Annotated in this window: 13 protein-coding genes; 9 read left to right on the top strand and 4 right to left on the bottom strand. The window is 36.0% G+C overall.

Annotated elements, in window-relative coordinates:
- Window positions 1-29 precede the first annotated feature (29 nt).
- The 5 genes from OL225_RS08355 (at window position 30) to bioA (ending at window position 5,087) form a co-directional block, all read left to right on the top strand.
- Window positions 30-653: a hypothetical protein gene (locus OL225_RS08355; RefSeq protein ID WP_264517938.1), complete on the top strand. Its 624-nt coding sequence runs from the start codon at window positions 30-32 to the stop codon at window positions 651-653.
- The gene (locus tag OL225_RS08350; RefSeq protein WP_264517937.1) at window positions 646-1,755 is read left to right on the top strand and encodes an aminotransferase class I/II-fold pyridoxal phosphate-dependent enzyme; all 1,110 of its coding nucleotides are present in this window, start codon (window positions 646-648) and stop codon (window positions 1,753-1,755) included. Before OL225_RS08355 ends, OL225_RS08350 begins: the two co-directional genes overlap by 8 nt.
- 65 nt (window positions 1,756-1,820) lie before the next feature.
- Window positions 1,821-2,435: a dethiobiotin synthase gene (gene bioD, locus OL225_RS08345; protein ID WP_264517936.1), complete on the top strand. Its 615-nt coding sequence runs from the start codon at window positions 1,821-1,823 to the stop codon at window positions 2,433-2,435.
- Window positions 2,435-3,418 (top strand): biotin synthase BioB, encoded by a 984-nt coding sequence (bioB, locus tag OL225_RS08340; RefSeq protein WP_264517935.1) that lies wholly within the window; start codon window positions 2,435-2,437, stop codon window positions 3,416-3,418. The genes bioD and bioB overlap by 1 nt, the downstream gene beginning before the upstream one ends.
- A 376-nt stretch (window positions 3,419-3,794) precedes the next feature.
- Window positions 3,795-5,087 (top strand): adenosylmethionine--8-amino-7-oxononanoate transaminase, encoded by a 1,293-nt coding sequence (gene bioA / locus OL225_RS08335; protein ID WP_264517934.1) that lies wholly within the window; start codon window positions 3,795-3,797, stop codon window positions 5,085-5,087.
- Window positions 5,088-5,204: 117 nt separating this feature from the next.
- On the opposite strand, the gene OL225_RS08330 is transcribed toward bioA, so the two are convergent.
- The 3 genes from OL225_RS08330 to OL225_RS08320 all read right to left on the bottom strand — a co-directional run bounded on the left by OL225_RS08330 (window position 5,205) and on the right by OL225_RS08320 (window position 7,684).
- Window positions 5,205-5,759 (bottom strand): hypothetical protein, encoded by a 555-nt coding sequence (locus OL225_RS08330; protein ID WP_264517933.1) that lies wholly within the window; start codon window positions 5,757-5,759, stop codon window positions 5,205-5,207.
- A 36-nt stretch (window positions 5,760-5,795) separates the two neighbouring features.
- On the bottom strand, window positions 5,796-7,199 hold the full coding sequence (locus OL225_RS08325; protein WP_264517932.1) for a T9SS type A sorting domain-containing protein: 1,404 nt from the start codon (window positions 7,197-7,199) through the stop codon (window positions 5,796-5,798).
- A gap of 170 nt (window positions 7,200-7,369) precedes the next feature.
- Complete coding sequence (locus OL225_RS08320; protein ID WP_047374793.1) at window positions 7,370-7,684, bottom strand: winged helix-turn-helix transcriptional regulator; 315 nt, start codon at window positions 7,682-7,684, stop codon at window positions 7,370-7,372.
- Window positions 7,685-7,776: 92 nt separating this feature from the next.
- Between OL225_RS08320 and OL225_RS08315 the strand changes: the two genes are divergently transcribed.
- On the top strand, window positions 7,777-8,544 hold the full coding sequence (locus tag OL225_RS08315) for an MBL fold metallo-hydrolase (protein ID WP_264517931.1): 768 nt from the start codon (window positions 7,777-7,779) through the stop codon (window positions 8,542-8,544).
- A gap of 112 nt (window positions 8,545-8,656) precedes the next feature.
- Here OL225_RS08315 and OL225_RS08310 read toward each other — a convergent pair whose 3' ends face one another.
- Entirely contained in the window at window positions 8,657-9,862 is a 1,206-nt protein-coding gene (locus OL225_RS08310) for a CynX/NimT family MFS transporter (protein ID WP_264517930.1), read from the bottom strand.
- A gap of 71 nt (window positions 9,863-9,933) precedes the next feature.
- Here OL225_RS08310 and OL225_RS08305 point away from each other — a divergent pair, with 71 nt between their 5' ends.
- From OL225_RS08305 to OL225_RS08295, 3 genes are all read left to right on the top strand, one after another.
- Window positions 9,934-10,716 carry a helix-turn-helix domain-containing protein gene (locus OL225_RS08305; RefSeq protein ID WP_264517929.1) on the top strand — a complete coding sequence of 261 codons (783 nt, stop codon included), beginning with the start codon at window positions 9,934-9,936 and terminating at the stop codon, window positions 10,714-10,716.
- Window positions 10,717-11,295: 579 nt separating this feature from the next.
- Window positions 11,296-11,904, top strand: coding sequence for a hypothetical protein (locus OL225_RS08300; RefSeq protein ID WP_264517928.1), 609 nt, complete (start codon window positions 11,296-11,298; stop codon window positions 11,902-11,904).
- Window positions 11,905-11,989: 85 nt separating this feature from the next.
- A complete protein-coding gene (locus tag OL225_RS08295) occupies window positions 11,990-13,165 on the top strand; it encodes an MFS transporter (protein ID WP_264517927.1) in 1,176 nt (391 codons plus the stop codon).
- The last annotated feature ends 1 nt before the right edge of the window (window position 13,166 follow it).

Below are 13,166 nucleotides of genomic sequence, written 5' to 3'. Positions count from 1 at the left end.
TACTACTTTTGACATCAAAATAAAAATCTATGGAATTTCATCATCTGTTAAAAAAAATTGTACAGGAAGGAAACACCCACGCCAAGTGGCTGAACACACTTTCTTTTATGGAAAATGCCGGTGCAAGGAAAATATCAAAATGTGAACATCCAACATTGGTTTCTCAGATCCAGCTGAAACATGCCGCTGAAGAGCACCGGCATGCTTATTATTTAAAAAAACAAATCGGAAAAATCAATCCTGAACTCTGCAAAACCTACGAAAGCACAGAGCTTCTGGCGCCCATTGCTACAAGCCAATATCTTCACTCATTGGATATTAAAGCCTGCCGCTATCTTCAGAAAGCTTTCAATCTTGATAAAGTAGATATTAAATATGCAGCTTATCTTTTTGTAACCTATGCTATTGAGGTTCGTGCCGATGAACTTTATCCCGTTTATCAACAGACACTTACAGAAGCTTCTTCTAAAATTATGGTAAAATCTATTATTCTGGAAGAAGAAGGACATTTAGAGGAAATGATCCATCAACTTAATGAGTTTTCACCAGACTGGAAACACCATGCAGATCATATTCTGACCATAGAAAAAGAATTGCATGAAGAATGGATTAATGCTATTACTCAGGAAGTAGCTCAGTTGAATTATGCTTAGTAATGCTTCCCGTTTTCAGGAATCTCTTGACAAAAGAAAAGAGGAGGGAACATTAAGACGTTTGCAGCTTCCATCTGATGGAATTGATTTTTATTCCAATGATTATCTGGGTTTGGCAAAAAGTAAAGAACTTCAACATTTGCTGCTGCAAAAGATTACAGATAATCCACAGCTTCTTTCCGGAAGTACGGGTTCAAGGTTAATCAGCGGGAATAGTGAAATTGCAATTTCTATTGAAGATGAAATTGCGCAGAAACATCAGTTTGAATCTGCATTACTTTTTCCGTCAGGATATAATGCAAATTTGGCTTTATTCTCTACACTTCCCAACCGTCATGATGTTGTTATTGTGGATGAACAGATTCATCGGTCGGTACATGATGCGTGCAAACTTTCGAATGCTAAAAAATTGAAATTCAAACACAATGATCCTGAAGATCTTGAAAATATTTTAAAAAAACAGGAAGGTCATTGCTATATCGCGATAGAAAGTCTTTATTCCATGGAAGGAGATTTTGCTCCTATTCAGGAAATCGCTGTACTTGCTGGTAGATACAACGCCTCTCTGATTGTAGACGAAGCTCATTCTTTCGGTGTATTCGGATATGGATTGATTGAAAAACATCAATTACAGACACATGTGTCAGCAGCAGTTGTGACCTATGGAAAAGCTCTTGGGGCTCATGGAGCAGCAATTCTCTGTAACGAAACGGTGAAATCTTACCTGATAAATTTTGCAAGCCCTTTCATTTATACTACATCAGCACAGGATTTTCAGTGGATGAGTATAAAAACAGGATATGAATTTTTAGATCAGCATCATGAACTAGCAGTAAAGCTTCAGGATAATATTAAAATTTTCCGAAGCAGAAATTTAAAGTCTCCATCAGCAGAAACAAGCCCGGTGCAGGCTATTGTAATTCCGGATAATCAAAAACTTAAAAGATTACAGGACATTTTATCTGAGGAAGGTTTTTTAACCTACGCCATATACAGCCCTACGGTAAAAGAAGGAAGTGAACGTCTGCGAATATGCCTCCACAGCTTTAATACAGAAGAGGAAATTATGAAACTGACAGGAATTATTAAAGAATTTATTTAAAGCAACAACATAACTAAAGAAATAACCTTTCAAAACCCGGAACACGAATCCCGAATCACGAAAACATGAAATTATTTATAACAGGAATAGGAACCGAAATCGGAAAAACAGTCTGCTCAGCCGTTTTGGTTCAGCATTTTAAAGCAGAATACTGGAAACCCATACAGTCCGGAGATCTTCACTATACGGACAGTCATAAAATTGAAACATGGACAGATACTAATGTGTGTCATCCGGAAACCTACCGTCTGCAATTGGCTGCCTCACCACATCAGTCTGCAAGAGAAGAAAATATTACCATCAATCTGAATGATTTTCAATTACCAGAAACAGAAAATCCACTGATTGTAGAAGGAGCCGGAGGTCTTATGGTGCCCATTTCAGACACTACTTTCATGATAGATCTGATTGAAGAATTAAATCTTCCGACAGGATTGGTAGTCAGAAATTATTTAGGATGCATCAATCATAGCTTATTATCAATCATAGCATTACGACAGAGAGATATACAACTGGAATATTTGATTCTTAACGGGAATTTCCCCGAAGATACAGAAAGAGTGATCTGCAGTTTTATCGAAAAAGAAACAAAAATTATAAAGATTCCTGAAATCAACAATACGAATAAGGAATCTATACAAAATGCTGCAAAGCAATTAACAATAACAAAAATAGGATAATGGATACAAAAACAACATTGAGAAACAACTGGACTAAAGAAGAAATTGAGGAAATTTATCACCTTCCTCTGATGGAACTGATCTATAAAGCAGCCACTATACACCGCGAATGGCATGATCCTTCTGAAGTACAGATTTCTACACTGTTATCTATCAAAACCGGCGGATGCCCTGAGGACTGTTCATACTGCGGACAGGCAGCCCGTTATCATACCAATATCAAAGTACAGGCTTTATTACCTACAGAAACGGTAATTGCCCATGCACAAAAAGCAAAAGATTCCGGGTCTTCCAGATTCTGTATGGCTGCGGCATGGCGAGAAGTTCGTAATAATCGGGATTTTGACAGGGTAATTGATATGGTGAAAGGTGTAAATGATCTTGGTCTGGAAGTTTGCTGTACACTGGGAATGCTTACCGAAGAACAGGCGATTAGACTTCAGGAAGCTGGATTATATGCTTACAATCACAACCTTGATACTTCTGAGCAATATTATGAAGAAATCATCTCTACCAGAACTTTTGACAACAGAATCAATACGATAAATAATGTAAGAAAAGCAGGGATCACAGTATGTTCCGGAGGAATTATCGGACTTGGTGAAACCCACAGAGACAGAATTTCAATGCTTCTGACGTTGGCAACGATGCCAAAACATCCGGAATCTGTTCCTATCAATGCATTAGCAAGAGTAGCGGGAACACCTTTAGAGGATAATGAAAAAGTAGACACGTGGGAAATGGTAAGAATGATCGCTACAGCAAGAATTGTAATGCCTTCTTCTATGGTAAGATTAAGTGCCGGCCGTATAGAAATGTCTGAAACAGAACAGGCATGGTGCTTTATGGCAGGTGCCAATTCTATTTTCACAGGAGAAAGAGAAACCTTACTGGTGACGCCTAATCCGGGAGTTTCTGAAGATATGCAGATGCTGCAGACATTAGGGTTGAAACCTATGATGAAAAAAGAAACATGCTGCTAGATAATTATGAATGATAAATTATGAGTGATGAGTTGGATTACTGTTATTATAGCACTTGTTATAAAATTTGTTTTTGAATTTTTATATACTGCTATATAAGTTGGAAAACACAAAGGCGCAAAAGCTTTTGTAGTAAGTAATATTTTAAGGCGCAAGGATTTTATCTCCGATAAAATTGGATATTGTAAATTTTATTCTCTCACAGATTATGGAAATTAAGCAGATAACTATGAAAAAAATCTGCAAAATCTGCGAGCGGATCATTTGCAGAAAATCTTAGTGTATTTGCGATTAATTCAACATTCAACACAACATATTCAACTAAATTATTATTAGATCCAATTTCATCACTCATTATTACTTTTTACATCAATATATGAATACAATAACAAAAGAAATCAGCCTGCAACAGAGAGATAAAGCTGTCAACTGGCATCCCTATACGCAGATGAAAACAGCTGATGATATTATTCCCATTGTAAAGGGAAAAGGAGTTTACCTTTATGATAATGAAGGAAACCAATATCTGGATGTCATTTCATCATGGTGGGTAACGCTGCACGGGCATTCACACCCTTATATTGCACAACGTGTTTTTGAGCAGTTGAATACACTGGAACAGGTGATTTTCGCAGGATTTACCCATGAACCTGCTGTAAAGCTTTCGGAAAATTTACTCAAACTTCTTCCGGCTGGCCAGGAGAAAGTTTTTTATTCGGACAATGGTTCTACAGCAGTAGAAGTTGCTTTAAAAATGTGCATTCAATATGCATACAATAAAGAGAAAAAGAAGACGAAGATTTTAGCTTTTAAAAATGCCTACCATGGGGATACTTTCGGGGCCATGTCTGTAAGTGGAAAGAGTTTCTGGACAAGACCTTTCGAAAGCATGCTGTTTGAAGTTGTGTTTATTGACACACCCAATGCAGAAAACCTGGAAAGCCTTCGGTTGCAGATTAAAGAGCTTGCTGATGAAGTAGCCTGTTTTATCTATGAGCCTTTAGTTCAAGGGGCTGCAGGAATGTTAATGTATAAAGCTGAAGATCTTAGCCAGCTGATGAAATTTTGCAGAGAAGAAGGCATTCTTATGATCCAGGATGAAGTTTTTACAGGGTTTGGAAGAACCGGTAAGCTTTTCGCAGCAGATTATCTTACAGAAATCCCCGATATTATGTGTTTTTCAAAAGGACTTACCGGAGGAACCATGCCTATGGGAATCACGACCTGTTCTGATGAGATTTACAATGCCTTTCTTTCTGACGACCGTCATAAAACCTTATTTCACGGGCATTCGTTTACGGCTAATCCTTTAGCCTGTACAGCGGCTCTTGCCAGTATGGAATTACTACTTACAAGTGAAACTCAAATGAATATCAACCGCATTACTCATCAACATTCTGAGTTTGTGAAGGCAATTGCTTTACATCCTCATGTAGAAAAGGTTCGACAGATCGGAACTATTTTAGCGTTCGATTTTAAAACCGGGAATGGTACTTCTTATTTCAATGAAATAGGGAAGAAGCTTTACAATGAATTCTTACAGAGAGGGATTATCATGAGGCCGTTGGGAAATGTAATCTATCTGGTTCCGCCATATTGTATTACCTCCGAAGAATTGGATTTTGTATATCAGAATATTATGGAAGTTCTGGATCAGTTTAGAAATTAAATGATCCCTTCAAGTAATAGTTTTTTAATTTTTTTAACCTTATAGGTTTCCAGAACCTATAAGGTTTTTAGGGTTTTATATTCAGCGTATTATTTCCGCAATAGTTGCCTGATTTTCTTAGAGCTCCTGTTCTACTTTCCTCAAAATAGTAATCAATTCTTTCAATTCATCTTTATTGAAATCCAGTAAATTCTGATTAAAATGATTGGATGGGATTTTTATATAATTAACCCACGAAGAAAGCTTCTCCCGGTAAACACTCCCAAATTCAATATTATTCATGGTAACAAATTTATACTTTGCTTCCTGATTCGCTTTTTCATTTTCTCTCTGTACCACAGTCTGAAGAGCCTGAATCAGTCTTCCCAACTCATTTTTGTCAACCGTAAGTGTTTTTTTAGATATTTCGTCGAAGGTTTCATATTCATACATGATTCCCAGCAAAGTTTCTGATGAATTATCAGACATATCTTTTGTGATAATCTTTTGAATATTGAGGTTTTTAAATTTACCCAGATGGATGATTTTTTTCTCAATTAATGTCCCTTTTCTAGAATTTACAGTAAGGCCGCGGGATGTGGTATTTGATCTTTGAATTGTAGGCGGCGGTGTTATCTGTGCCGTCACCCATGCACTTAATGCACAGGAAGTCAGTATAATGATTCTTCTCATTTATAGAATTGTTATTAGTTTTTTTAATATATTTTTTTACTTCTTAATTAGTTTTTTTGTAGAAAATTTTCCATTTTCAAAAATAGCTTTTACCAAATAAACTCCTTTAGAAAGTTCAGAAACATCAGAATGATTTTCTATTAAAGTTTTTAATAGTCTTCCATCAAGAGAATAAATCTCTATTTTATCAACTTTTTCTTTTGATTGATAAATAAAATCATGCTGTACAGGGCTTTCAAAAGTAATTTCAGGGTTATTTTTTACAGCTTCTCTCGTTGATAATGTAACAGTATTATTTAAAAGATATTTAACAATCTCTGTTGTAGGTCCGTCTCCGTATACAATTATATTATTATCAAAAGCCTTTATTGCATTAACAGAATGATAGAGTAAATTAGAATCGGTTTCTACATATTCTCCAAATATAGAATCAACAGATCCGTTTTGATTAAGTTTAGTGATATAATAAGCGGGAGCATTATTGAAATCTGCAAAACCTGCAACATAATAAGAACCATTTTTCTCATAGATATCGTGAAATTCAAGGCCAAGTGTACCATTATAACTGAATGTGGTATCCGGCGTCCCATCAGCATTCACTCTTCCTATCGTAGCAGGGTTGGATGTTCCAAGTTTTGCATATATCATTTTATTACCCGAATCTATTTTTACAACATTAGCATCCACTCCATCAAACAAAACTTCTCCATTGTTCCCAAATCCAGTCATAGGCTGTCCGTCAGGAGTATATTTTTTTATGGTAGTGTGTCCCCAAAAAATAAGATTGAGCTGATGATCCAAAATAATACGGGGAATCCCATACACCGATAGTTCACCATTATTCCCAAAACTGTTATCTGATGTGCCGTCGGCATTTAATCTGAATGTATGAGTATAAGAATCAAGGTGTCCGAAAGAATCTATACCAATGCCAGAAACAATGATTTTATTTCCCTGTTCTATAAGGTTATTTTTTATATTGAAATTATCCTGATAGTAATTGGCTAATACCTTTATTCCGCCATTTGAAAACGAAGAGTCTAATTGCCCGTTGGAAAGTAACCGAACTACATCTAAATAATTAATACTATTTGCAGAATCATATCGTTTTAACAGTAACGTCAGTTTATCATTGGCATGTCTTATAAATCCAACAAGAGCGTCTGATGCATAATTCAATGCCGTTTTACCGTTATTTCCAAAAGTCAAATCAAGAGAACCATTGTAACTTGTCGCTTTTGAGATGATTAACTGATTAGTATTGGCGTCAAAGGACTGATAAAATACCGTATTGGTTGTTTCGGTTAGCTCTCCCAGATAAGAGGTTCCCGTTTGAAGGTTGTAAATTCCGTTTGAAGCAAACGCAGGATCTTTGGAAATAATTTGAGCAAAAGAAGCTTGTGCTACGAGAGTAAGCACAAATAATAATTGTTTTTTCATTGTTTGGTTTTTTTATAAAAATTTTGAGGTTATAATATGTAACCCTAATATATTTTTAAGTTGAGTTTCCAAATGTATGATAAAATTTAAGAAAAGTAAAGAGATACTCAGATTTTGCTATATGAGAGACATTTTATTAGAATAGGGTCAGATAGTAACAAAAAAGAGTTTTACCTCAGTCCATTACCCCACAAATGAAGCTCAGAAAGAATAGGACCCAGTTTTTGACCTTTTTCGGTTAATTTGTAATACACTTCAGGCGGAAAATTGTAGACTTCAATCCGTTCAATAATAAGATCTTCTTCAAGCTGTTTCAATTGCTCTGAAAGTACTTTCTTGGAAACCCGGGGCATATTTCGCCAAAGTTCCACAAAACGCACCTGATCTTCTTCAAAGAGGTTGTGCAGGATCAGCGGTTTCCATTTACCCGAAAGAATATCCAGGCTTCGTCTTAATCCACAATTTTTAAATTCATTAAAATTCATAAGTCGATTGAATATTTATGGTTAACCTTTTGGTAACCTTCGATTGTTTTACCTTAATCAGGCAATAGCTTTGCCCTACAAACTTAGTCAAAATGAAATTACAATTATGGCGCAATGCAACATTGCTATTGAATATTGATGGAATTTCCATCCTCGTAGATCCAATGCTTGGAGAAAAAGGCTCTATGGGAAAAATGCCTATGACAGATAGTGAATTGCTAAACCCTCTCGTAGACCTGCCTTTTAATAAAGAAGAATTAAATAAAAAATTAAGAGGAATAGATGCAGTTGCTGTTACCCATCTTCACCCTGATCATTGGGATGCCACAGCTATCGAACTTCTGAATAAAAATATTCCAATCATCTGTTCAGAAGCTATTTCGGAACAAATTAAAGCACAGGGATTTACAAGTGTTGTTACGGTGAATAATCAGCTTCAATGGAATAATATTGAAATATCTACAACCAAAGGCCAGCATGGAACCGGAGAAATCGGAGAAAAAATGGGAATTGTGAATGGTTTTGTTTTTAAGACAGGAAATAAATCAGTTTACATTGCAGGAGATACTATCTGGTATGATGAAATTGCTCAAGAAATTGCTCAACATCAGCCACAACACATCATTGTTGCAGGAGGAGCTGCTACTTTCTCAGTGGGAGATCCTATAATTATGACGAGCGAAGACATTGTAAAAGTCTGTAGATACGCTCCTGAGTCCACCATTTGGGTAACCCATCTGGAAGCCGTAAGCCACTGTAAAGAAAACCGGGAATTCATCCAGAAAAAGATCAATGAAAATGGATTAGGAAAACAATGCTCTATCCTTGAAGATGGAGAAGAAGTGGAGCTTCATTTTTAGCCTGTAAATAGATAGCAAATTGTTTTTATGTGATGCTGTTAAAATTTAAAGGACATAATAAAAAAGGATGGAACCGAAATTCTATCCTTTTTTATTGTATTAGTTATCCTTTTTAGTCTTCTACAAATTTGTTTCTCGCAGCTTTCATTCCAAAATACAACATCAGTAATACCGCAAAGCTTAACAAATAAAATGAACTGTTCCAGGAAATATCCCAATCATGAAGTTTTCCAAATAAAGGAGGCCCAAATGCCGCAATCAGGTATCCTACAGACTGTGCCATTCCCGATATCTTAACTGCATTGATACTGCTTTTCGTTCTCGTAGAAAAAAACAGAATTGACAGGCTGAAAGATAATCCATTAGAAATACCTATAATAACAGCATTTACATAGATCCACTGAGATTTCATGAAAACAAACATCATTGTACTTCCAAACATCAGAGCACATATAAAAAGAATCATAAGTCTCTGATCTTTCATCTTGCTGGCAATAATCGGACAGCAGAACGTCACAGGAATCATGGTAATCTGGATTACAAAGAAAACCCATCCGGAGCTTTCCCCCTGCATATGAAAATCTGCAAGAAATGAAGGCAGCCAGGCCACCAGACAATAATAGAATAAAGACTGCAGCCCCATAAAAATACTGATGTTCCATGCCTGGGCAGATTTAAACATATTAAAATCAGAAGTACTGAGTGCCGTTTTGGGCTGATTCGGATTTCTTTTATTAAATATGAACTCCAATGATAAAACCAGAAAGCCTAGTGCTGCAATCACCAGCCAGATTCCCAGGGAACCTTTCCATCCAAACCCGGTGAGTTCCCCGATTTTCACACTGAAACCAGAAGCCAAAGCCGCTGTAAGATTCATGGATACTGCAAAAATTCCTGTCATGAGGCCAATCTGCTTCGGAAAATTATTTTTAACATATCCCGGGGTGACCACATTTCCGATACATATTCCTAAGCCAATGAATATAGACCCTAAAAACAATAGCCAAAGAGAACCGCTGATTCGTAAAAATAAACCAAAACTTAAAATAATAAGAGAATATATTAGAAGTGTACTGATACCTAGTTTATTAGAAAACTTACTTACCAGCACAGAACATGCAGCAAACATAAACAGTGGAATAGAGGTTAGCATACTTACCTGAAAATTATCCAGTTTCAATGCATCTCTTATCTCTCCTAATACAGGGGCTACTGCCACAATGGGTGAACGGAGGTTACTGGAAATTAATATAACTACAAGAACGTTAATGATTAATAAAACATACGAAGCATTCTTTTTTACTTCATTCTTCATCATGATAAAAACTTTTCTGCAAAATTAACATAGTAATTTTGTTTAATTTTGCCAAAGTTTTAACCTTAAACGACATGAACGCTAACGACAGCATAAAAGTAGATGAACTGAAAAAACCTTATTTCGTATGGTTTGAAGAAAACTGGGTTCATGATGATGTTCTTCATCACCATCAGAAAGGTCAGCTCGTATATGTTGAGAGTGGTTTTCAGTATATTACTATTGAAGAAAAAATCTATCTGCTTCCTCAAAATCATGCTGTATGGATACCTCCCAATGCCGTCCACAAAACAAATTCCCATTCTGAAAAGATCAAACTGATGATTATGTTTGCGGAGATCAGTACCAAAGAATCTTTCTACCATGAAGTGAGTGTATTTTCTGTTCCTTCTGTTTTGAAAGAAATGATAAAATATGCAGAGAAATGGTCTAAACTTATGACTCCGGATCATAATGAGAACCTATTCCTGAAAGCGCTGTTCAATGAACTTCCACAGTTTGTAGAGCATTCCCTGATTCTTCATATCAGCCTTCCTAAAGATAAACGCCTTACTAAAGTCATAGAATATCTGCACAATCATTACCGCAAGGAAATCAAAATGGAAGACCTCAGTGATAAAGCACTTTTATCTTTCCGCACACTTGAACGTATTTTCAAAAAAGAAACAGGTCTTACCCTAAGCAAATACCAACAAATGCTTCGTATCATCAAGAGTCTTGAGTATTTAAGTTCTGGGAATCTTACGATTTCAGAAACAGCTTATGAAGTAGGGTACAAGAGTGTTCAGGCCTACACCAGAAGTTTTCTGTCTGTGATGCATCTCAGGCCAACTGATTTTATTAAAACAATTCAATAGCCGTTTAAAGCAACTGCAGGGGCAGTTAAAATATGGTAAAAAAGAGACTTATAGAGATATTAAAACATTCAGTATTCCTTTATAGAAAAGAAATTAACTTGTTAAAAAAAGAATATAATTCACATTTTATAACATTTTCCACTTCAACAATCAATATTCAATTATGACATTGTTGAAAATAAAAAGGTCTCCACAAATGGAGACCTTAAAAAAACACAAATGATGAAAAAAAATTATTTCGATTCACAAATATAAACAAAAATCATGTTATGCAAAACATCATAAGCTCATTTTTTTTAAAAATTATTTATTTTAAGTAAAAATAACTATTCTCTAAATGATTTTAGTTTTCTTTAGGATTCCGAAATTCTTTACACAAAAACATATCCTGCTAAATATAATTCGCGTCCTGATGAATTGTATGCCGTTTTTTACCCCAAACAGAGAAGTTGTAAAAAGTGAATTATTATAAAAACAAAGCTTCTTTAAAACAATATTTAAACAAATGTTTAACTTTTTTATGACTCTACTCATAAAAATCTAAAAAATCTTTGCAGTAATTTCTCCAAAACATATTGTATGAGTGCAAAAAAATTTAAAGGAGTGCCTAAACAAAAAATTGGAGGTTTCCATGATACAGAAACCAGAAAACTATTTGATCAGGATTCCATGTCGCTAAAATTTGAAACATTAAAAGAGAGGCTTTTCTCAGTCAATAAATGGCAAAGTTACTGTGGGGAGGCATTTGCAGCATTTAAACTTTATAATTCCAGCGGCCATCCTGTAGATCGTGAGCCACAAAAAGGAGATTTTATCAGGATTGACATTCCAGGACCTGGAGAACCTGGTGCTAAAGGATATGATTGGGTAGAGATTACAGATATCTGTTTCTACCAGAACAGCTTTGCTGAAAGTATAACAATGACCTGCAGACCATCCAGAAATCCGGAAGATAAAAAGAAACGCCATATTGCTCATTTTTACAGTTCAGGAGCAAGCTCTACCTTTATGATATCAAAAAGTCCTGCTCATTTAAAAGCAGCAGTGTATGGACGAAATGAAAGACCTAATCTCAATGCCAAGCTCTTTGATGCCATCAGGAATCTTGTTATCGCTGCCGGAGGAATGATGGGAACCGCTAAAATACAATGGAAACAGCTTACAGACGGTTTATTGGATTTTGAATAAACTTTTTCTACCTTTTTTGATCTAGATCAAAGTTTAGTATTTGTTGTACAGGGACATTTGCACCCGAATATTTTAAACAAAATTTATGAGTACAACATTAGAAAAAGGACAGACTATTAATTTTTTCCGGGCAACCACTCCCATTATCATTTCGGTATTTGGGGTTTACCTTACCATAGGAATTGCATTGGGAGTACTTCCTGGGTTTGTTCAGAATATATTAGGTTTTGACAGCATTATTGTGGGGTTTGTCATTGGCCTGCAGTCACTGTCAACACTTTTAACCCGTGCTTATTCCGGAAAAATTACAGATACCAGAGGAGCTAAGAAAAGTAAAATGTCCGGTGTGGTATTAGCTGTTATTGCCGGGATTGTTTATGTACTGGCGGTATTATTTCAGGCTAATCCGCTGATGGCACTTGTCTTTCTGTTGCTGGCAAGGATTATCCATGGTGTTGGTGAAAGTTTTCTGGTTACCGGAGCATTAACGTGGGGAATTGGGCTGGCAGGACATTTTAACTCCGGGAAAGTAATGACATGGAACGGTATTGCCATGTATGCAGGAATTGCAATCGGAGCACCTGTAAGTATCTGGTTGAGTAAAGAATACAACATACTGCCTGCTTTTATCCTTATAGCCTTACTTCCGCTTGTAAGCTGGCTTTCTACTGCAAAGCTTCCTTCTATTACTGTAGATAAAGATCATGTGCGAACACCTTTTTACAAAGTAATCGGCGCAATATCAGGCCAAGGACTGAGTCTTGCTTTTTCATCAATGGCATTTGGATGTATTGCTTCTTTTATTGCTTTATTTTTCTCACAAAAGAGTTGGGGTGACGCTTCACTTGCCTTTATGATTTTCGGAATATGTTACGTTCTTACCCGAATTTTCTTTGCTTCATTTCCTGATAAATACGGAGGTTTTAAGATTGCTTTGATCTCTCTGATCATCGAAGTAGCAGGACAGCTGCTGATCTGGACATCTGTTTCCAAAACATTAGCCGTTATTGGATGTGGATTGACAGGGGTTGGATTTTCATTGGTCTTTCCGGCTTTAGGAGTTCTTGCCATTCAAAAAGTAAAACCACAAATGAGAGGAACAGCATTGGGAGCATATGTAGCATTCGTTGACCTTTCATTAGGAATGGTAGGCCCCATTGCAGGATTAATTGCCGGCTGGTTTGATTATCAGACTGTATACCTGTTCGGAGGAATCAGCTGTATAATTGCAATGATTATTTTACTATTTAATAAAAAATAAA

Origin of the sequence: Chryseobacterium viscerum, assembly GCF_025949665.1 — a bacterium.
Lineage (GTDB): Bacteria > Bacteroidota > Bacteroidia > Flavobacteriales > Weeksellaceae > Chryseobacterium > Chryseobacterium viscerum_A.
This window is presented reverse-complemented; position numbering and strand designations above follow the sequence as displayed.